This is a genomic window from Mesorhizobium sp. M0052 (genome assembly GCF_040323255.1).
Classification (GTDB): domain Bacteria; phylum Pseudomonadota; class Alphaproteobacteria; order Rhizobiales; family Rhizobiaceae; genus Mesorhizobium.
This window is the reverse complement of record NZ_JAMYUS010000001.1, coordinates 145,889-165,000: the sequence shown is the minus strand read 5'-3', so window position 1 is coordinate 165,000 and position 19,112 is coordinate 145,889. Positions and strand designations below refer to the sequence as shown.

The 19,112-nt window shown below is 63.9% G+C and carries 14 protein-coding genes (1 of these 14 cut by a window edge); 5 read left to right on the top strand and 9 right to left on the bottom strand.

What is annotated here, in order from left to right; genetic code table 11:
• Positions 1-1,777, top strand: the 3' portion of a protein-coding gene (locus NKJ77_RS00805) for a M23 family metallopeptidase (protein WP_023701439.1). 194 nt of this gene lie to the left of the window's left edge; 1,777 of the gene's 1,971 nt are visible here — the last part of the coding sequence; the start codon falls outside the window, past its left edge; the stop codon is at positions 1,775-1,777.
• A 173-nt stretch (positions 1,778-1,950) separates the two neighbouring features.
• Here NKJ77_RS00805 and NKJ77_RS00800 read toward each other — a convergent pair whose 3' ends face one another.
• The 9 genes from NKJ77_RS00800 to NKJ77_RS00760 all read right to left on the bottom strand — a co-directional run bounded on the left by NKJ77_RS00800 (position 1,951) and on the right by NKJ77_RS00760 (position 15,530).
• Positions 1,951-3,510, bottom strand: a complete 1,560-nt coding sequence (locus NKJ77_RS00800; RefSeq protein WP_352533947.1) for an MFS transporter — start codon at positions 3,508-3,510, stop codon at positions 1,951-1,953.
• Positions 3,511-3,610: 100 nt separating this feature from the next.
• A complete protein-coding gene (locus tag NKJ77_RS00795) occupies positions 3,611-5,128 on the bottom strand; it encodes a L,D-transpeptidase family protein (protein WP_352533945.1) in 1,518 nt (505 codons plus the stop codon).
• A 292-nt stretch (positions 5,129-5,420) separates the two neighbouring features.
• Positions 5,421-5,777, bottom strand: coding sequence for an MmcQ/YjbR family DNA-binding protein (locus tag NKJ77_RS00790; protein WP_023685771.1), 357 nt, complete (start codon positions 5,775-5,777; stop codon positions 5,421-5,423).
• A gap of 71 nt (positions 5,778-5,848) precedes the next feature.
• Positions 5,849-8,455: an ATP-dependent chaperone ClpB gene (clpB, locus tag NKJ77_RS00785; protein WP_023824676.1), complete on the bottom strand. Its 2,607-nt coding sequence runs from the start codon at positions 8,453-8,455 to the stop codon at positions 5,849-5,851.
• Between the two features lie 208 nt (positions 8,456-8,663).
• A complete protein-coding gene (locus tag NKJ77_RS00780) occupies positions 8,664-9,659 on the bottom strand; it encodes a DUF4167 domain-containing protein (RefSeq protein WP_023686668.1) in 996 nt (331 codons plus the stop codon).
• A 304-nt stretch (positions 9,660-9,963) separates the two neighbouring features.
• Positions 9,964-10,842 (bottom strand): peptide chain release factor N(5)-glutamine methyltransferase, encoded by an 879-nt coding sequence (gene prmC / locus NKJ77_RS00775; RefSeq protein WP_352533942.1) that lies wholly within the window; start codon positions 10,840-10,842, stop codon positions 9,964-9,966.
• On the bottom strand, positions 10,835-11,914 hold the full coding sequence (gene prfA, locus NKJ77_RS00770) for a peptide chain release factor 1 (protein ID WP_023824677.1): 1,080 nt from the start codon (positions 11,912-11,914) through the stop codon (positions 10,835-10,837). The genes prmC and prfA overlap by 8 nt, the downstream gene beginning before the upstream one ends.
• A gap of 8 nt (positions 11,915-11,922) precedes the next feature.
• Positions 11,923-14,193 carry a phosphoenolpyruvate--protein phosphotransferase gene (gene ptsP, locus NKJ77_RS00765; RefSeq protein WP_023672972.1) on the bottom strand — a complete coding sequence of 757 codons (2,271 nt, stop codon included), beginning with the start codon at positions 14,191-14,193 and terminating at the stop codon, positions 11,923-11,925.
• A gap of 83 nt (positions 14,194-14,276) precedes the next feature.
• Positions 14,277-15,530, bottom strand: coding sequence for an aspartate kinase (locus tag NKJ77_RS00760; protein WP_023685777.1), 1,254 nt, complete (start codon positions 15,528-15,530; stop codon positions 14,277-14,279).
• A gap of 245 nt (positions 15,531-15,775) precedes the next feature.
• On the opposite strand from NKJ77_RS00760, the gene NKJ77_RS00755 reads away from it, so the two are divergent.
• The 4 genes from NKJ77_RS00755 (at position 15,776) to NKJ77_RS00740 (ending at position 19,105) form a co-directional block, all read left to right on the top strand.
• On the top strand, positions 15,776-17,617 hold the full coding sequence (locus tag NKJ77_RS00755) for a CHASE3 domain-containing protein (RefSeq protein ID WP_023824678.1): 1,842 nt from the start codon (positions 15,776-15,778) through the stop codon (positions 17,615-17,617).
• Positions 17,614-17,913 (top strand): antibiotic biosynthesis monooxygenase family protein, encoded by a 300-nt coding sequence (locus NKJ77_RS00750; RefSeq protein WP_023693994.1) that lies wholly within the window; start codon positions 17,614-17,616, stop codon positions 17,911-17,913. Before NKJ77_RS00755 ends, NKJ77_RS00750 begins: the two co-directional genes overlap by 4 nt.
• Positions 17,914-17,997: 84 nt before the next feature.
• Positions 17,998-18,747 carry a bifunctional 2-polyprenyl-6-hydroxyphenol methylase/3-demethylubiquinol 3-O-methyltransferase UbiG gene (gene ubiG / locus NKJ77_RS00745; protein ID WP_023672976.1) on the top strand — a complete coding sequence of 250 codons (750 nt, stop codon included), beginning with the start codon at positions 17,998-18,000 and terminating at the stop codon, positions 18,745-18,747.
• Positions 18,748-18,772: 25 nt separating this feature from the next.
• Positions 18,773-19,105, top strand: a complete 333-nt coding sequence (locus NKJ77_RS00740; protein WP_023685781.1) for an MmcQ/YjbR family DNA-binding protein — start codon at positions 18,773-18,775, stop codon at positions 19,103-19,105.
• Positions 19,106-19,112: the final 7 nt, after the last annotated feature.

Here is a 19,112-nt window from a genome sequence, read left to right as displayed (position 1 = left end):
AACCCCGCCCGAAATCGCCGAACTGGCCCAGCTCGAAAGCGGCGGCGATTCCGGCGAGGTCGCCAAGACCACCAGGCTGGTGGCGCCGCGCCAGATCGCCAAGGCCAAGGACCGCCGGCGCATGGAAGTGTCGATGGTGACCAAGGTCGGCGACCGCGACGTTATCCACACCATGCCGTTCGTGCAGATCAAGATGGCGCTGGCAGCCGGCCACACCACCAACCGCGCCTATCCGCCTTTCGACCCGATGCAGGTGTTCGGCGACGATGGCGACTCGACGCCGGCGCAGCCGGCGACGGCCTCCGCAGTTGGCGGCCAGATCTACGGCGCCAAGGTCGAAAGCGAGATGAGCCTCAAGACGGTCGATTTCCCGGTTGAGACGGCCTCCTTCGACGAAAAAAGCGACCTGTCCGCCGACGAGGTTGAAAAAGTGGTGCGCGAAGCCGGCACCGACCTCAGCGACGGCGCCGTGCAGGTCGCCTCCCTGCATTATGTCGACCCGCAGCGATTCGGCGATGCCTTCGCCGAATCGATGGCCGGCTCCTACGACGTCAAGATCGTGCCGGAAAATGTCTCGGTGGCGCCGCGCGTCGCGCTCGACGACCAGACCCCGGCTTTCGCCGAGGAAATCATTCCCTTCACCAGGGACCGCGACATTGCCGAGGCTTTCGCTGATTCGGGCTATACGGGCGATGACGCCACCGGCATGGCGGAGGCGATCGGCAAGCTGCTCAACGCACCGGCGCTGAAGACCGGAACCGTGCTGCGCGTCGGGCTCGAGGTACATGGCGACGCCGCCAAGGTCGTTCGCACCAGCGTCTATGACAAGACAACGCACATCGTCACCATCGCGCTCGACGACCGCGGCCAGTATGTGCCGGCGCAGGAACCGGAGCCGAACCCCGAATTGCTGACCGCGTTCGATGATTCGTCGGCGCCGGTGGTGGTGCGCGGCAATCTGCCGAACGTCTATGACGGCATCTACCGCGCCGCCTATTCCTACGGCATGTCGAAGAAGCTGACCCAGCAACTGGTCAAGCTCCTGGCCTCCGGCGTCGACTTCCAGTCCAGGCTCAATCCATCGGACCGCATCGACGTGCTGTTCTCGCAGCCGGACGGCGACGACCAGGCCTCCGACGAATCGGAACTGCTCTATGTCTCGTCGACCTTCGGCGGCCAGACGCGCAATTTCTACCGATTCCAGATGCAGGACGGCTCGACCGACTATTTCGACGAGGACGGATCGAGCGCCGAGCAGTTCCTGTTGCGCAACCCCCTGCCCGCCGGGAAATTCCGCTCCGGCTTCGGCGCCCGCCGACATCCGATCCTCGGTTATGTCCGCATGCATACCGGCGTCGACTGGGCGGCGCCGATCGGAACGCCGATTATCGCCGCCGGCAACGGCACCATCGAAAAGGCCGGCTGGGCCGGCGGTTACGGCAAGCAGATCATCATTCGCCATGCCAATGGCTACGAGACCTCCTACAATCACCAGAGCGCCTTTGCCAAAGGCATCGAACCGGGCGTTCATGTCCGCCAGGGCCAGACCATCGGCTTCCTCGGTCAGACCGGCCTCTCCACCGGTCCGCATCTTCACTACGAGCTGATCGTCAACGGCACCAAGGTCGACCCGATGCGCGTGCGCCTGCCGGTCGGCAAGGTGCTGAAGGGCGACGACCTGGTCGCTTTCAAGCGCGAGCGCGAGCGCATCGATGAACTGCTCAAGCAGGAAGACAGCAATCCGCTGAAGGTCGCGAGCGCCAAGATCGAAGGCTAATGCATGTCGCCCAGAAGTGTGCCGCGGCTCTGGGACAAGGACATGCGTCAAAACAAAGACTTAAAGCGCGTCGTATGAATCCGTTTCAGCGCGACGCGCTTTAAGCCGTCACACTCGACGCCGGCGAATCATAATCGCCCCATCAGAGCATTCCGAATCGGGTCGGCTCCGAATCAGGTCGACTGCTCCTCTTCGGCTCGTGACCAAGGCAGCTTTTGCCCCGAAACGGTGGCCCAGGCGATAATAGCGGCAAGGAGGCAAAGCACGGCCGTCACTGTCGACACGGCCGCGAACGCCGCATCGCTGGCGGCGAGCCGTGTTGCATCAAGGTCTGGCGCCAGGCCGGCCAATGCCGGTTCGCCGAATCCCGGAATGCCCGGCCTGACGCTGGTATCGAGCATCGTCGAATAGACCCAGGCCGCGAGCGAGCCCATCGCCGCCACAGCAATCAGCCCGCCAATGCGCGAAACCGCATTGTTGATGCCGGAAGCGGCGCCGGTATCCTTGTCCTCGACCGCGGTCATGACCGCCGTCGACAGCGGCGACACCACCAGCGCCATGCCGAGCCCCATCACGGCCATCAGCGGAAAGATACCGGTCCAGAAATTGTGCATGCCGGCATGAGTGAGCAAAGCCAGCCCGGCAAAGGCGATGGCAACTACCAGGCAGCCGCTGGCGATCGGAAAACGCGGACCGATGCGATCCGACCACTGGCCGACGAGACCCGACAGCAGCGCGATCGACGCCGACAGCGGCAGGAAGATGAAACCGACCTCTTTGGTGCTCAGCCCCCATCCGGCGATCAACAGCATCGGCAGGTAGAACAGATTGGCCGACAGGGCGAAATACAGGAAGAAGGTGGCGAGGTTGGCGCCGGCAAAGGCGCCGATCCGAAACAGCTTGAGATCGATCATCGGCTCGCGCTGCCGAAGCTCGAAGACGATGAAGATGATAAGCAGCACGGCGCCTGCGGCGATGCTCGGCCCCGACATCAGCCCGCTGCCTTCGGCGCTCATCGAGGTCAGTCCGTAGGCAAGCGCCCCGAAGGCAAGCGTGGCGAGAGCGGCGCCGCCGAGATCGAGGCTTCGCTTCTCCGTCGGCGCGTCGGCGGGAATCTTGGCCAGCAGGAGATAGATCGAGATCAGCCCGAGCGGCAGGTTGACGGCGAAGATCGCCCGCCAGATACCGCCGCCAAAGGCCGACAGGACGAAGCCGCCGAGCACCGGACCGAGCGCCGTCGTCAGCGCCGAGGCGGCGGCCCAGATGCCGATCGCCCGGCCGCGCTCCTTCTTCGGATAGCCCTTGGCGATGATGGCGAGGCTGCCCGGCACCATGATCGCCGCACCAATGCCCTGAATGGCGCGAAAGGCGATGAGCACCAGCGCATTCGGCGCCACCGCGCAGGCCAGCGAAGCGACGATGAACAGCGCAATGCCGGCAACGAAGGCGCGCCTGAGGCCAAACCGGTCGCCGGCGGCGCCGCCGGCCAGAATCAGCGCCGACAGCGTCAGCGCATAGGCGTTGGAAATCCACTGGACCTCGGCCAGGCTGGCGCCTAGGTCGACGCGCATTGCCGGCATGGCAATGGCCAGGATCGACCCGTCGATGAAGCCGAGCGCTGACGCCAGGATCGCCGCTACCAGCACGAACTTGCGCTGCGACTGCGGGCAAAATGTACCGTTGGAAAGCGACCTGGTCAGGGGAACGGCTGCGGCTTCGCTCGGAGACTTCATGAGCGTCTGCTTAGACTTGTTGCGGGCCGGCAACAACCAGCCAGCACCCTGCGCTCATGAATCCAGCTTTGGATCGGCCTGCCTTGTGGGCAGGCCGATATCACTGCGCTGGAGCGCTCACTTGCTCCGCAACATCATCGGCCGAGGGACCGCCGACGAACTCGACGGTGACGCCCGGCGACACCAGCTTGGCCAGTTCACGCGCATCCCAATTTGTCAGGCGCACGCAGCCATGGCTTTCGGTCTTGCCGATCTTGGAGGGATCGGGCGTGCCGTGAATGCCATAGGTCGGCTTGTCCAGCGCGATCCACACCGAGCCGACCGGGCCGTTCGGACCCGGCGGGATGGTCAGGATCTTGTCGTTCTGGCCCTGCTTGAAATTGATGCTGGGGTTGTAGGTGTAGTTCGGATCGAGCGCGACGCGCGACACCGTATGGGTGCCGGTCGGCGAGGGCGTGTCGGCTGAACCGATGGTGGCCGGATAGGCCGCGACCAGCTTGCCACCGGCGTCATAGGCGAACACCTGCTTCTTGTCCTTGTCGGCGACGATGCGAGCGACCGGCGTCGCCACCAGCCTGCCGAAATTGGCGACCTTGATGATGGTGCCGGGACGGCTGAAGTCTGCCTCGGGATTGAGCCCCTTCAGGTAGTTCTCATCCATGTGGAAGCGTTCGGCCAAGGCTTCGGTGACGGAGGTGTAAGCCATGCGGTCGAGTTGCGCCTTCTGGCTGTAATCTTCCGGTATCGAGGCGACATAAGGCCCCGCCGCGTCTTCGGGCGTGATCGTATAATTGGCGAAAGCATCGCCACCGGTTTGCGCCAGCGCAGCCTGGATGCCGACCGCGTCGGTCGAGCGCAGATTGCTGCCGGTGATCTGGTTATAGGAGGCAAGCGCCTTGTCGACATTGGAGCCGAAGCGCCCGTCGACGACGCCGGGTGAAGCGCCGGCGCGGTCGAGCAGCACCTGCAAGGCGGCTACATCCTGGCGTGCGCCGAGTGAAAGCGAGGGATCGACCACGGTCTTGCCACCGGCTTTCGGCGGCAGCGCGGCCTGGTCGGCGGGCGCCGCCGGTTCGGCGGGATCGATAGAGGCTTCGTTCAGCGGCTGGCGCTTGACGGGCCGCGGTTCAGCGGATTTCGGCGCTTCCGGATAGGTGTCGCTGTCATTGGCATCATCCTGCGGAGCGGCCCCCAGGAATCTGTCGCTTTCAGGATCGTATTCATCAACCGGCGGGCCGGGGATTCGTCCCTGATCGTCCAGTTGCCTGCGGCGGAAACGCGCCATGTCTTCGGGATCGTCGAGATAGTAGCGGTCGTCGTCTTCGACCGGTGCGCGTCCAAGCTCACGTGCCCGCATTTCCCGGCGCAGCGCGCGGCGGTCGAGCCTGGTCTGCGGCGGCTGGATGGCGATGACCTTGCCGGTCTCGGCATCGACGATGACGCGGTTGCCCCTGGCGTCGTAATAGATGTCGAGATTGCCGTCCTGGGCAAGCACAATGCCGCCGCTATCGGCGGCGCGGACGGCCGGCAGTGCGTTGTCCACAGTCGGCGATGCCATGGCGCTGGACGTGAGCAGCCCGGCGGCGAGCACCGAAAAGGCAAGGATCGTGCGGAACATGGTGGTCAAACTCTCCGGTACTTACAGCGCCGCGCGTCCGTTTGGACGCGCAAAGGACGCTGTAACACTTCATGTCTGCGCATGATCCTTTCCGAAAATCGAATTTCGATTTTCGGGGTCATGCGTAATTGCCGCCGCCCGGCAGTGTTCCCACCAGAACGTTCTCGCCACCGTTTGGATGCGCAAGGAACGCCCTGATCGTCAAAAGCCTGCAGGCAAACCCCTTCGCCAGCAAACCACAACATAAGCTTTCCAACATGAACCGGGCATGAAGATGGCGGATTACTGGTTGCTACAGGCCCAATTCCTTGCGCGTCTGCTTCGTCAGCTTGAGGACGACGAGGCGGTGGCTTTCGCCGAGATAGTCCTTCAGCGCATCATCATCCATGCTCTGGCTTGTCTGACGCTGGATCCATTTCATGCCGCGCGAGGCGAGATAGGGCGCCGGCCGGCAGCCGGGCTGATCCTTCAGCACGTCATAAGCCATTTCAGAGCATTTGAAGGTGACGAAGACGCCACCCTCCCGGTCATGGCCGGCGATGGTGAAGACCTTGCCACCGACTTTCCAGACATCGGCCCCGCCCCACTGCACGACGTGCGTCGTCTGCGGCAGCGAGGCGCAGAAGCTGTTGTAGTCGTCCAGCGTCATCTGCACCCCCGTCAAAGGATTGTTGTTTCATAAGAAAATGCCGCGCGTCCGGTCGGACGCGCGGCGTTGGATCAGGCTGCCGCGTCGGTCGGCACCACAGTGGGCCTGGACCGGAAATTCAACCGGTCGGAGCCGGCGGTGACCTTGACGGTCGAGCCGTCGAGTATCTCGCCAAGCAGGATTTTTTCCGCCAGCGGATCTTGCAGGTCCTTCTGCATCACCCGCTTCAGCGGCCGTGCGCCATAGGCCGGGTCGTAGCCCTTCGCCGCCAGCCAGTCGATCGAATCCTGGTCGAGCGACAGTGTGATCTTGCGGTCGGCTAGCAGGCTTTCCAGCCGCTTGAGCTGGATCTCGACGATGCGGCCCATATCCTGCCGGCGCAGCCGGTGGAACAGGATCACCTCGTCGACGCGGTTGAGGAACTCCGGCCTGAACGAGGCTCTCACCACGCTCATAACCTCGTCGCGCACGGCATCGACGTCCTGCTCTTCGCTGAGATTGACCAGATATTCGGCGCCGAGGTTCGACGTCATGACGATCAGCGTGTTGCGGAAGTCGACCGTGCGGCCCTGCCCGTCGGTCAGCCGCCCGTCGTCGAGCACCTGCAACAGCACGTTGAAGACATCCGGATGCGCCTTCTCGATCTCGTCGAACAGCACGACCTGATAGGGCCGGCGCCGCACCGCTTCGGTCAGCGCACCGCCTTCCTCATAGCCGACATAACCGGGAGGCGCTCCGATCAGCCGGGCGACCGAGTGCTTCTCCATGTATTCCGACATGTCGATGCGCACCATAGCGCTCTCGTCGTCGAACAGGAAATTGGCCAGCGCCTTGGTCAGTTCGGTCTTGCCGACGCCGGTCGGTCCGAGGAACATGAACGAGCCGATCGGCCGGTTCGGATCCTGCAGCCCGGCCCGGGCACGACGCACGGCCTTGGACACCGCCTGTACCGCTTCGCCCTGGCCGACGACTCGCTTGCCGATCTCGTCTTCCATGCGCAGCAGCTTGTCGCGCTCGCCCTGCAGCATCTTGTCGACTGGAATGCCGGTCCAACGCGACACGATATGGGCGACGTGGTCGGGCGTGACCACCTCTTCGACCATGCCGGCCTTGCCGTCCTGGGCTTCGGCTTCCTTCAGCTTCTTTTCCAGTTCCGGGATCTTGCCATAGGCAAGCTCGCCGGCGCGCTGGAATTCACCCTTGCGCTGGGCAATGGCGAGGTCGTTGCGGGCCGCGTCGAGCTGCTTCTTGAGGTCAGCGGCGAGGCCAAGCTTCTGCTTCTCCGACTGCCATTTGGCGGTGATCTCGGTCGATTCCTCCTCGAGGCCGACGAGTTCCTTTTCGAGACGCGCGAGCCGGTCCTTTGACGCCTCGTCCTTCTCGACCTTCAGTGCCTCGCGCTCGATCTTGAGCTGCATGATGCGGCGATCGATCTCGTCCAGCGCCTCGGGCTTGGAATCGACCTGCATCCTCAGCCGCGACGCGGCTTCGTCGACAAGGTCGATCGCCTTGTCCGGCAGGAAACGGTCGGCGATGTAGCGGTTGGACAAGGTCGCCGCCGCGACCAGCGCCGAATCCGATATGCGCACCTTGTGGTGCTGCTCGTACTTCTCCTTCAGGCCACGTAGGATCGACACGGTATCTTCCACCGACGGCTCGTTGACGAAGACCGGCTGGAACCGGCGGGCAAGGGCCGCGTCCTTCTCGACATGCTTCCTGTATTCATCGAGCGTGGTCGCGCCGACGCAGTGCAGTTCGCCGCGCGCCAGCGCCGGCTTCAACAGGTTCGAAGCGTCCATGGCGCCATCGGCCTTGCCGGCGCCGACCAGCGTGTGCATCTCGTCGATGAACAGGATGATGCCGCCGGCCGCCGAGGTGACTTCGTTGAGCACGGCCTTCAGCCGCTCCTCGAACTCGCCGCGATATTTGGCGCCGGCAATCAGCGCGCCCATGTCGAGCGCCATCAACTGCTTGTCCTTCAGCGATTCGGGCACGTCGCCATTGACGATGCGCAGCGCCAGGCCTTCGGCGATCGCCGTTTTGCCGACGCCCGGCTCGCCGATCAGCACCGGGTTGTTCTTGGTACGCCGCGACAGCACCTGGATGGTGCGGCGGATCTCGTCGTCACGGCCAATCACAGGGTCGAGCTTGCCGGCGCGGGCATCGGCGGTGAGGTCGCGCGCGTATTTCTTCAGCGCGTCATAGCCCTGCTCGGCGCTCGCCGAATCGGCGGTACGGCCCTTGCGGACGTCGTTGATCACCTGGTTCAGCGCCTGCGCTGTGACGCCGGCCTTGGACAGGATATCGGCCGTCTTGGCCGACTTCTCCATCGCCAGCGCCTGCAGCAGTCGCTCGACCGTGACAAAACTGTCGCCGGCTTTCTTGGCCAATTCCTCGGCGGTCGAAAACACCTTGGCCAGCGGCTGCGCCAGATAAAGCTGGCCGTTGCCGCCTTCCACCTTCGGCATGGCCTCAAGGGCGGTCTCGACGCCAAGCTTGACGTCGCGCACGTTGCCGCCGGCGCGCTCGATCAGCGAGGCGGCCAGCCCCTCGTCGTCATCGACGAGGACCTTCAGCATATGTTCGGGAGTGAATTGCTGGTGATTGCGCGAGAGCGCCATGGTCTGGGCGGACTGAATGAATCCGCGGACGCGCTCGGAGTATTTCTCGAGGTTCATATCTGTCTCCTTCCATCACCGGCCCGCTTTGCGGCACCGGATCAGATTGCGGTGACGGGCCCGCTCATCCGAGCCGGGTCCAGTTCACGCCAGATATGGGGCGCAAGCCATTGCCGCTCAAGACGTCCGGCTGATGATATTGCATGGCCGAGCAAACGAAAACGGCGGAGATTTCTCTCCGCCGTTTCATCGACTTATGTCTTGTGGGTCAGTTGTTGGCGTCGACGGCGAACGGGTCGCCGGCAGGGCTTTCGGCCGGCGCCGCATCAACCACGTCAACAGCGGCAGCGGTCTCGCCGGCGCCATCCACCACCTGGCCACCACCAGACTGTTCGTCACCGACCTGATCGGCATTGTTGCGCGGGCGGCGCGGACGTCGCGGGCGACGGGCAGCGCCGCTCTCGGCGGCTGCCTCATTGAGTTCGGCCCGGGCGGCAAGAGCCGCCGGCGACAGGTTTTCGTACAGCGGCGCCGACTCGGAGAAACCGCTCTCGGCTTCGGGCTCAACCGCGGAAACGGTTTCCGCCTGTGCCGGGGTTTCGGTGAAGCGCTGCTGGTCGCCGCGCTGGCCGTTCTGCTCGCCACGCTGGGCAAAGTCGCCACGCTGGTCGTTCTGGCCATAGCCGCCATTGGGGCGGCGGTCACGGTTGCGGCCATTGTTGTCGCGGCCGTTGTTGTTGCGGCCATTATTGTCACGGCCATTATTGTCACGGCCACTGTTGTTCTCGCGGCCGTTTTCCTGGCCGTATGCGAGTTCGGCCGGCGTGCCCTCAATCGTCGGCTGCGGACCGTTGCCGTGGTTCGCCATCGGCGCTTGCGTCTCGCCGCCATTGCCGCTGCCGGCATTGTCAAAATCGTCGCGATCTTCATCGTCGTCGAATTCGTCGCGGTTCTGCGGGGCATTCTGGATCGGCATCTGCGCCTGTGCGGCGGCAATGATGCGGTTGTAGTGCTCGGCGTGCTGGAGGTAATTTTCCGCCATAACCCGGTCGCCGGAGCTTTGCGCATCACGGGCCAGAGTGGCGTATTTTTCGGCGATCTGCTGAGCCGATCCACGGATTTTCACGTCCGGGCCGTTGCTCTCGTAGTTGCGCGTCAGGGGATTTGGGCCCTTGCGGTTGTTGTTGTTGTTATTGTTGTTGCCACCGCCGCCGCCATTGTTGTTGCGACCGCGCATGCGCCTGTTCTGCTGTTGTGGCCTCATAAGACTCTCTTCATTTTGAAATTTTCGAAAAACGTTTCACGAACGGAGGCGCTCATGCAGCCAGCCGTTTCGTTTCTTCACCGGCGTTCGCCCGCATCAATTGCGTTGGCGCCACGTGTCATCCCGTTCCGGTTACATCACTTGCCGGACGATTCCCGCACGAAGCTTGGGCGTCGTTTGCGCAAGAAGGCAGCTATTTCCAAGGAAAACCGAATCGCTAAGAGCACTGCCTGCTTCGTCTCATCCGGTTAGGGCGGACCCTAGCCGCATTCCCCGGCATTGCCAAGCGCTTTTTTGCACTGCATCAAGGCTTTCCCTGTTCAAACATAAGAACCCTGTCGTTTCCGCCAAGATCGACGAATGCCCCGGCCAGCCTGTAGCCGGCTGCCGCGAATATGTCTCTGACCTCATTGCGCTGCGAGTGGCCGATCTCGACCGCTATCTTGCCTTCTGCTTCCAGAAACTTTGCCGCCTCGGCGGCGATGATCCTGTAGGGGCCAAGACCGTCCACACCGCCATCAAGGGCTCTGTGCGGATCGAAATCGCGGACTTCGTCCTGCAGATTTCCAATGTCTCCAGACGATATATAGGGAGGGTTTGCGGCAATTACATGGTATCGGCCCGAAACTTCTTCGAACCAGTCGGAATGCAGCCCCACGAACCGGCCGGCGAGTCCGAGTTGCTCGGCATTACGTATCGCGGTTGCCAGCGCGTCTTGTGAAATATCGACCCCGGTGGCGGTCGCGGCCGGAACCGCGCTGAGCAGCGCCAGCGCAATCGCGCCGGTACCGGTGCCGAGATCGAGGATACGGCATTCCCCCAGCCTTTCGGCCGTCGCGCCGGCAAAAGGCAGGATCGCCTCGACCAGCGTTTCGGTGTCCGGCCGCGGCTCCAGCGTTTCCGGCGACAGCGACAGCCGCAGGCCGTAAAACTCGCGAAACCCGAGGATGCGGTGAACCGGTTCGCCGGCCATGCGGCGCTGCAGAGCAGCGCCGATTGCGGCAACCGCACCCGCATCGACCGTCCGTTGCGGGTCGGCGATCGCCTGCGTACGGTCCGTGCCGGAAAAATGCTCGACGATAAGCCTGGCATCCAGCGCCGGGTCGGAAAGGCCGGCCGCGGCAAGCCGCTCCCGCGCCACCCGCAACAACGGCCCGAGCGCGCCGGGCAACATGTCAGCCATCGAAGCCGATATCGGCGAGCAGCTTCGACTGATGGTCGGCGATCAGCGCATTGATGACCTCATCGAGCTCGCCCATCATCACCCGGTCGAGCTTGTAGAGCGTCAGGTTGATACGATGGTCGGTAAGGCGGCCCTGCGGGAAGTTGTAGGTGCGGATGCGCTCCGAACGGTCGCCCGAACCAACCTGCGATTTGCGTGACTCCGAGCGCTCCTCGTCCGCCTTGCTGCGCTCGAGGTCGTAAAGCCGCGCACGCAGAATCTGCATGGCTTTCGCCCGGTTCTGATGCTGCGACTTCTCCGCCTGCACCACCATGATGCCGGTCGGCAAATGGGTGATGCGCACCGCAGAATCGGTGGTGTTGACGTGCTGGCCGCCCGAACCCGAGGCGCGCATCGTGTCGATACGGATGTCTTCGGCGCGAATGTCGATGTCGACCTCTTCGGCCTCCGGCAGTACGGCAACCGTCGCCGCCGAAGTGTGGATGCGCCCGCTGGCCTCGGTCGCCGGCACGCGCTGCACGCGGTGCACGCCGGATTCAAATTTCAGATGGGCAAAGACTCCCCTACCGGAAATGGTGGCGATGATTTCCTTGAAGCCGCCGGCATCGCCGTCGCTGGCCGACACCGTCTCGAAGCGCCAGCCGCGTTCGGCGGCATAGCGCTCATACATGCGAAAAAGGTCGCCGGCAAACAATGCCGCCTCGTCGCCGCCGGTGCCGGCGCGGATTTCAAGGATGGCGTTCTTGTCGTCGGCCGCATCCTTGGGCAACAGCAGGATCTGGATGTCCTTCTGCAGCTCTTCGATACGCGCTTCGACGCCGGGCAGATCTGCCTCCGCCAGGGCCCGCATCTCTGCGTCGGTGCCCTTGTCGGCAAGCATCGCCTCGAGGTCGGCTTGCTCGCGCTCGACTGAGCGCAGTTCCCTGACCTTGGCCACCATGTCCTGCAGCTCGGCATATTCGGAAGCCATCTTCACATAGGCATCGGCTGCCGGGCCGGCCGACATCTGCGCTTCGAGCATCTCGAAACGCTTGACGACCTGATCCATACGCTCGCGGGGAAGATTGACCATGGCTAATGCTATAGCGGGATGGAGCGGTCGTCGGCGAAGGCCTGCAGCAGCGCTCGCATCGGCAGCCCTTGAGCTGGCGCCATCAGATTGTCGGCAAAGAAAGCCTCCAATTCCTCCAGTGGCAGTTCGGTCAACATCGCCTTGACCGGGCCGATCGAGGCTGGAGACATCGAGATCGAGCGGTAGCCGAGGCCGATCAGCGCCATGGCGGAAATGGGTTTTCCGGCAAGCTCGCCGCACAGCGTCACCGGCGTGTGGTTGCGAACCCCGGCGTCGGCGATCTGCTTCAGAACCCGCAGGAACGGCGTCGACAGCGTGTCGAAGCGGTCGGAGAGCTGCGTGTTCCCCCGATCGACCGCCATGACGAACTGGAACAGGTCGTTGGAGCCGACCGAGACGAAATCGACCGCCTTCATCAACTCGTCGAGCTGGAACAGCAGCGACGGCACTTCCAGCATGGCGCCCACCTTGAGGCTGGTCGGCAGATGGTGGGCAAAGCGGGAGAGATGCCGCACTTCGCGGTCGATGATCTCGCGCGCCTGGGCGATTTCGCCGAGCTCGGTCACCATCGGCAGCATCAGCTTCAGTTCGCGCCCGCCGCAGGCCTTCAGCAGAGCGCGGATCTGGGTCCTGAGCAGACCCGGCCGGTCGAGCGTCAGCCGGATCGCGCGCCAGCCGAGCGCAGGGTTTTCTTCCTGGACAGCGCCCTTGAAGTAGGGCAGCACCTTGTCGCCGCCGATGTCGATGGTGCGGAAGGTGACCGGCTTGCCACGCGCCGCGTCCAGCACGTCGCGGTAGAGCCGCTCCTGCGCCTCGGCGCGCGGGAAGGTCGAGGCGACCATGAACTGCAATTCGGTGCGGAACAGGCCGATGCCGGCCGCACCCGCCTCGGCCAGCTGCGGCAGGTCGACGGCCAGGCCCGCATTCATCAGCAGGTCGACCTGGACGCCGTCCTTGGTCACCGACGGCTTCTTGCGCAGTTCCCGGTAGACTTCCTGCCGGCGCGCCCGGAAGCGCACTTTTTCGGCATAGGCAGCTTCGAGGTCGGGCTGCGGCCGCAGATGGATGGTGCCTTCCTCGCCGTCGACGATGATGGCATCGCCGTTTTCCGCCATGGAAACGGCGCCCTTCATCTGGCCGGCGACCGGAATGCCCATGGCGCGCGCTACGATGACGACATGGCTGGTGGCGGCGCCGTCTTCCAGCACCACGCCGCGCAGCTTGTCCCTGGGATAATCAAGCAGTTCGGCCGCGCCCATCGAGCGCGCGACCAGGATGGCATCCTTCGGCAGTGACGCCGCGACGTCGTCAGGCCCGCGCCCCATCAGCTGGCGCAGCAGCCGGTTGGCGAGATCGTCGAAGTCGCTCATCCTCTCGCGCAAATAAGGATCGGTCATGTGCAGCATGCGGGCGCGCATGTCGCTTTGGACCTTTTCCACCGCCGCTTCCGCCGTCAGGCCGTTGCGGATCGCCTCTTCCAGCCGGCGCACCCAGCCGCGGTCGTTGGCAAACATGCGATACGCTTCGAGCACCTCGCGATGTTCGCCCTCGAAGGCGACATCGCGCCGCTCCAGCATGTCGTCGATGGAAAGCCTGAGCGAACCGAGCGACGTCTCCAGCCGGCGCACCTCTTCCTCACTGTCCTCGTTGAACAGATTGGTGACGACGATGCGTGGCTCATGCAGCACGACATGGCCGAGGCCGACGCCCTCGTTGAAGGACAGGCCGGTAAAGCTGACGGGACGGCGCAGATCGAGTTCGAGGCCGGGCCGGGTCAGGCGAGCGAGATCGCCGGTGGCGATCATCTCGGCGATCACCATGGCGGTCGTTTCCAGCGCCTCGACCTCGTCGTCGCGGTAGTGGCGCATGGTCTTGTTCTGCACCACCAGCACGCCCAGCGTGCGCCCTGCCCTGAGTACGGGCACGCCGAGGAAGGAATTGTAGATCTCTTCGCCCGTCTCCGGCAGGTAGGCGAAGGCCGGATGTTCCTGCGCATTGGAGAGGTTGAGCGGCCGCGCGCTGGCGGCAATGGTGCCGACGAGGCCCTGCCCCAGCCGCAGTTGCGCCAAATGGACGGCGTTCGGGTTCAGACCTTCGGTGGCATAGAGTTCGAGCACCGAATCGGCGCGCAGCACATAGAGCGAGCAGACCTCGGCGACCATGTTGGAGGCGATGTCGCGCACGATCCGGTCGAGCCGCTCCTGCGGCTCCAGCGGCTCCTGCATGAGCTCGCGGAGCCGTTTCAGCAGAACGCGCGGGCCACTGGCCGTATCACGCATCGCGGCTTCTTCTCCAATGGGCATTTTGCCCGCCGCAGTTTCCACTGCGACCGGCGCACACGCAACAACTCAAATCGCTCTCGCTACTGCTTATCCAGACCGTACACGGAATGCAAAGTACGAACCGCGAGTTCCGTGTAGGGACCGTCGATCAGTATCGAAATCTTGATCTCGGAGGTGGTGATGGCGCGGATGTTGATCGCCTTGTCGGCCAGCGCCTTGAAAGCGGTGGCGGCCACACCGGCATGGCTGCGCATGCCGATGCCGATGACCGAAACCTTCGACATGCCGGCTTCCGACTGCACCACGTCATAGCCGATCGAAGCCTTCAGACGCTCCAGCACGGCCAACGCCTTGTCCACGTCGCCGGACGGCACGGTGAAGGTCATGTCGGTGAACTTGCCGTCCTCTGAGATGTTCTGGACGATCATGTCGACATTGATGTTGGCCTCGGCCAGCGGGCCGAAAATGCCGGCGGCAACGCCCGGGCGGTCGCCGACGCGACGCAGAGAAATCTGCGCTTCGTCCTTGGCGTAGGCAATTCCGGTGACGACCTGCTGTTCCACGATCTCTTCCTCGTCGCAAATGAGCGTTCCCGGAGGATTGAGCAAATCCCCCATTCCGGGCGCATCGGGGTCGTCGAAGGACGACCGCACGAACGTACGCACCCTGTGCACCATGGCAAGCTCGACCGAGCGCACCTGCAAGACCTTGGCGCCGAGCGACGCCATTTCGAGCATTTCCTCGAACGAAATCTTGTTGAGCCGCCGCGCCTTCGGCTCGATGCGCGGATCGGTGGTGTAGACGCCGTCGACATCGGTGTAGATGTCGCAACGGTCGGCCTTGACCGCCGCGGCAATGGCCACCGCGCTTGTGTCGGAGCCGCCGCGGCCGAGCGTGGCGATGCGGTTGTCCGGGCCGATGCCCTGGAAGCCGGCGACGACAGCCACCTGGCCCTCGCCGAAGCGCTTGATCAGGAACGCGCCGTCAATGTCGAGGATGCGCGCCGCGCCATGCGCGTTGTCGGTCTTGATCGGGATCTGCCAGCCCTGCCAGGAGCGGGCATGGACGCCCATATTCTGCAGTGTGATCGCCAGCAGGCCGGCAGTCACCTGCTCGCCCGAGGCGACCACGGCGTCATACTCGCGCGCGTCGTGCATGGGCGAGGCTTCGCGCGTCCAGCCAACCAGTTCGTTGGTCTTGCCCGCCATCGCCGAAACCACGACAGCGACCTCATGGCCGGCATCGACCTCGCGTTTGACGTGACGCGCCACATTGCGGATGCGGGCGATGTCGGCGACGGAGGTTCCGCCGAATTTCATCACGATGCGCGCCATGGAAGCGAAATGCCTTTGACTGAAGCCGGCCCAGGACCGAAAGGGGAAGTAAGCGCTCGACAGAAGCCGGCCGCTGAATGCGCGCCTCCTTAGCCAAATGATCACGGTTTCGCAAGGCTGGCGGCGGATGCCGGCTTCAGGATCGCGGCATATTGCGTTCGGCCCCGCCGCCGCTTACCAAATGCTGCCCGCGGGAAACTCCTTTTGGTCCGGCATATCGAATGATTGTTCGCCTTCGACGCGCCATGCGGTGGCAATCGCTGCCGCTGTTCATCGGCTTCGCCGTGCTGGCGTTGATCGTCGGCACACGCGCCGTGCTGGTCGAGACCCAGAGAGCCAATCGTGAGGCCGCGCGCGAGGCGGTCGAGTATCAGGAATTGCTTTCCGGTTTGCTTGCGATGGCTCAGGAGGCCGAGACCAGCCAGCGCGGCTATCTCCTGACCGGCGAGAAATCCTACCTCCAGCCTTATCGGCAGGCGGTCGACGCCATTCCGGGCCAGCTTGCCCGCATCGACGGCATGACCGCGCCGGACGACGAACTCGTGCAGCAGATCAACCACGTCAAGGACGCGCTTTCACAAAACCAGGCCGAATTGGCTGAGACGATTGCACTCTACGATCGCGGCGATGCGGCAAAAGCTCTGGAACTGGTCCGCAGCGGCCAAGGCAAGGCCGCCATGGACCAGATCCGGGCCAGCATGGACACGATCCGGCGCATTGGCGGCGCAGCCATCGCCGCGCGCGACGCTCATACCGACCGGGTCGAAAACTGGCTGCGAATCGGCTCGATAGCGGCGCTGCTGGCGATCTTCCTGCTTGGCGCCTACACGGTTCGCCTTTCGCGCCGCCGGTTCCGCGCAGTGGCGATCGCCCAGGAAGAGCTGATGCGCAAGAACATCGAGCTCGGCAACGAAATCCAGACGCGTGAAAAGGCCGAATCGCAGATCCGCCAGATGCAGAAGATGGAGGCTGTGGGCCAGCTGACCGGCGGTATCGCCCACGATTTCAACAACATGCTGGCGGTGATCATCAGCGCCATGAACCTCGCCCAGCGCAAGCTGACGCGGGGCGAGCACGACATCATGAAATTCATCGAAGCGGCGACCGATGCGGCGACCCGGGCCGCAAACTTGACGTCACGGCTGCTTGCCTTCTCGCGCCAGCAGCCGCTCGCGCCTCAGGTTGTAGACGCCAATCGTCTGGTCGCCGGCATGTCGGACCTGCTTCGGCGGGCGCTCGGCGAAACCATCCGCATCGAAACCGTGCTGGCTGGCGGCCTGTGGAAGACCCATGCCGATCCGAGCCAGCTCGAAAATGCCATTCTCAACCTGGCGGTCAATGCGCGCGACGCCATGGGCGAGGACGGCAAGATGACCATCGAGACCGCCAACAGCCACCTCGACGAGGGCTACGCCGCCACCCATGCCGAGGTCAAAGCCGGCCAGTATGTGATGATCGCGGTCAGCGACACCGGCGCCGGCATGCCGGCGGACGTCATGGAGCGGGCTTTCGAGCCGTTTTTCACCACCAAGCCGGTCGACAAGGGCACCGGCCTCGGGCTGAGCCAAGTGTTCGGCTTCGTCAAACAGTCCGGCGGACACGTCAAGATTTACTCGGAACCCGGCCAAGGCACCACGATCAGGATCTACCTGCCGCGCTTCTTCGGCCCGGAAGAGGCCGCCATATCTTCGGAACGAGCCGGAAATCCTGCCGTGCCGGTCACCGAAACCATCCTTGTCGTGGAGGACGATCCACGCGTGCGGGCTTCCACCACGGATGCCATGCGCGAACTCGGCTACACCGTCATTCATGCCGCAAGCGGCCAGGAAGCGCTGGAAAAGCTGGGCGACAACCCTGGTGTGGCGCTCATGTTCACCGATATCGTCATGCCGGTGATGAATGGCCGCAAGCTCGCGGAGGAGGCGCTGGCGCGCATGCCGAAGCTGAAGGTGATCTTCACCACCGGCTTCACCAGGAACGCCGTCGTCCACAATGGCGTGCTCGACCATGACGTGCATTTCCTGGCCAAGCCCTTCACCATCGAGCAGCTGGCGGCGAAATTGCGCGACGTGCTGGACGCAAAATGACCGAGACCCTGGAAATCGTCACCTTTCGCCTCAAGCCTGGAGCGGAAGCGGGCTTTGCCGCCGCCAACGACCTGGTCGCCGACTGGCTGGCGCGGCAACCTGGTTTCGTAAACCGCTGCCTGGCGCGGCGGGACGATGGCGGATGGGTCGATGTGGTGCGCTGGCGAAGTCGCGAGCAGGCTCTCGCCGCCGCAGGCCGGATCATGGCCGAGATCGGCGATTGCGAAGCGATGCGGGCCATCGATCCCGCAAGTGTTGCGATGGAACATGCGGCGATTGTGATCTCGAGGCCATAGGTCGACTAGCCAGCAGTCGCAAAAACCGGCCTTGACTTTCTTGCCCCGGCACCCGACTTCCTAGCGTCCGAGGAGACCCGCCCTATGCCAGAGGCCCGACGATCGACAATCGATGCCGGAGAAGTGGAACGCTTTTCCGCGCTTGCCGCCGAATGGTGGAACCCGAACGGCAAATTCCGTCCGCTGCACAAATTCAACCCGGTCCGGCTTGCCTATATCCGGGACCAGGTGGCGGCGCGCTTCGGCCGCGATCCGCGGGCGGCGCGGCCGTTCGAAGGCCTGCGTTTCCTCGATATCGGCTGCGGCGGTGGGTTGTTGTGCGAGCCGATGGCAAGGCTTGGCGCCGAAGTGGTCGGCGCCGACGCCTCGGCAACCAACATCGAGGTGGCGAAGCTGCACGCGGCCGAAGGCGGCGTGACGGTGGATTATCGCGCTACGACCGCTGAGGATTTGGCCGATTCCGGCGAGAAATTCGACGTCGTCCTCAACATGGAAGTCGTCGAGCATGTTGCCGATGTCGACCTGTTCATCGGCAAGTGCGGCGAGATGGTCAAGCCCGGCGGCATCATGTTCGTGGCCACCATCAACCGCACGCTGAAGGCACTGGGCCTGGCCATCATCGGCGCCGAATATGTGCTGCGCTGGCTGCCGCGCGGCACCCACCAGTTCGGCAAGCTGGTGCGGCCCGAAGAGCTTGAAAAGGCGCTTGGCAGCGCCGCCATGACCATCATCGACCGCACCGGCGTGACCTACAATCCTCTCGCCGACCGCTGGGCACGCTCCAAGGACATGGACGTCAACTATATGGTGCTGGCGGAAAAACGATCGGTCTGAACGAAAGGGGGCGGCCGTGGACACTATGAGGGCCCGAGAGCTGGCGCTCGATCTTCCCGAAACGGTCGAGCAATCGCATTTCGGCAAGGCTGACTTCCGCGTCCGCAACCGTATCTTCGTCTCGCTGCCCGAAGCCGACCGTGCTGTCGTCAAGCTCGACCGGGACCAGCAAGAGATGATGGCCGCGGCTGAGCCATCGGTTTTCAGGCCCGTGACAGGCGGCTGGGGCCAAAAGGGATGGACGTCGATCATGCTCGAAGCCTGCGACGAACAGACATTCCGCAGCGCCGTTCGGACGGCCTGGCGAAACGTCGCCCCGCCGGCGCTACGGAAGCGCCTCGACGCGAGCCAAATTTAAGCTTGAG

Coding starts and splice junctions, on each gene's coding strand:
- NKJ77_RS00800 (WP_352533947.1), bottom strand. CDS start 3,510: ATGAAGTCTCCGAGCGAAGCCGCAGCCGTTCCCCTGACCAGGTCGCTT.
- NKJ77_RS00795 (WP_352533945.1), bottom strand. CDS start 5,128: ATGTTCCGCACGATCCTTGCCTTTTCGGTGCTCGCCGCCGGGCTGCTC.
- NKJ77_RS00790 (WP_023685771.1), bottom strand. CDS start 5,777: ATGACGCTGGACGACTACAACAGCTTCTGCGCCTCGCTGCCGCAGACG.
- clpB (WP_023824676.1), bottom strand. CDS start 8,455: ATGAACCTCGAGAAATACTCCGAGCGCGTCCGCGGATTCATTCAGTCC.
- NKJ77_RS00780 (WP_023686668.1), bottom strand. CDS start 9,659: ATGAGGCCACAACAGCAGAACAGGCGCATGCGCGGTCGCAACAACAAT.
- prmC (WP_352533942.1), bottom strand. CDS start 10,842: ATGGCTGACATGTTGCCCGGCGCGCTCGGGCCGTTGTTGCGGGTGGCG.
- prfA (WP_023824677.1), bottom strand. CDS start 11,914: ATGGTCAATCTTCCCCGCGAGCGTATGGATCAGGTCGTCAAGCGTTTC.
- ptsP (WP_023672972.1), bottom strand. CDS start 14,193: ATGCGTGATACGGCCAGTGGCCCGCGCGTTCTGCTGAAACGGCTCCGC.
- NKJ77_RS00760 (WP_023685777.1), bottom strand. CDS start 15,530: ATGGCGCGCATCGTGATGAAATTCGGCGGAACCTCCGTCGCCGACATC.
- NKJ77_RS00755 (WP_023824678.1), top strand. CDS start 15,776: ATGCGGTGGCAATCGCTGCCGCTGTTCATCGGCTTCGCCGTGCTGGCG.
- NKJ77_RS00750 (WP_023693994.1), top strand. CDS start 17,614: ATGACCGAGACCCTGGAAATCGTCACCTTTCGCCTCAAGCCTGGAGCG.
- ubiG (WP_023672976.1), top strand. CDS start 17,998: ATGCCAGAGGCCCGACGATCGACAATCGATGCCGGAGAAGTGGAACGC.
- NKJ77_RS00740 (WP_023685781.1), top strand. CDS start 18,773: ATGAGGGCCCGAGAGCTGGCGCTCGATCTTCCCGAAACGGTCGAGCAA.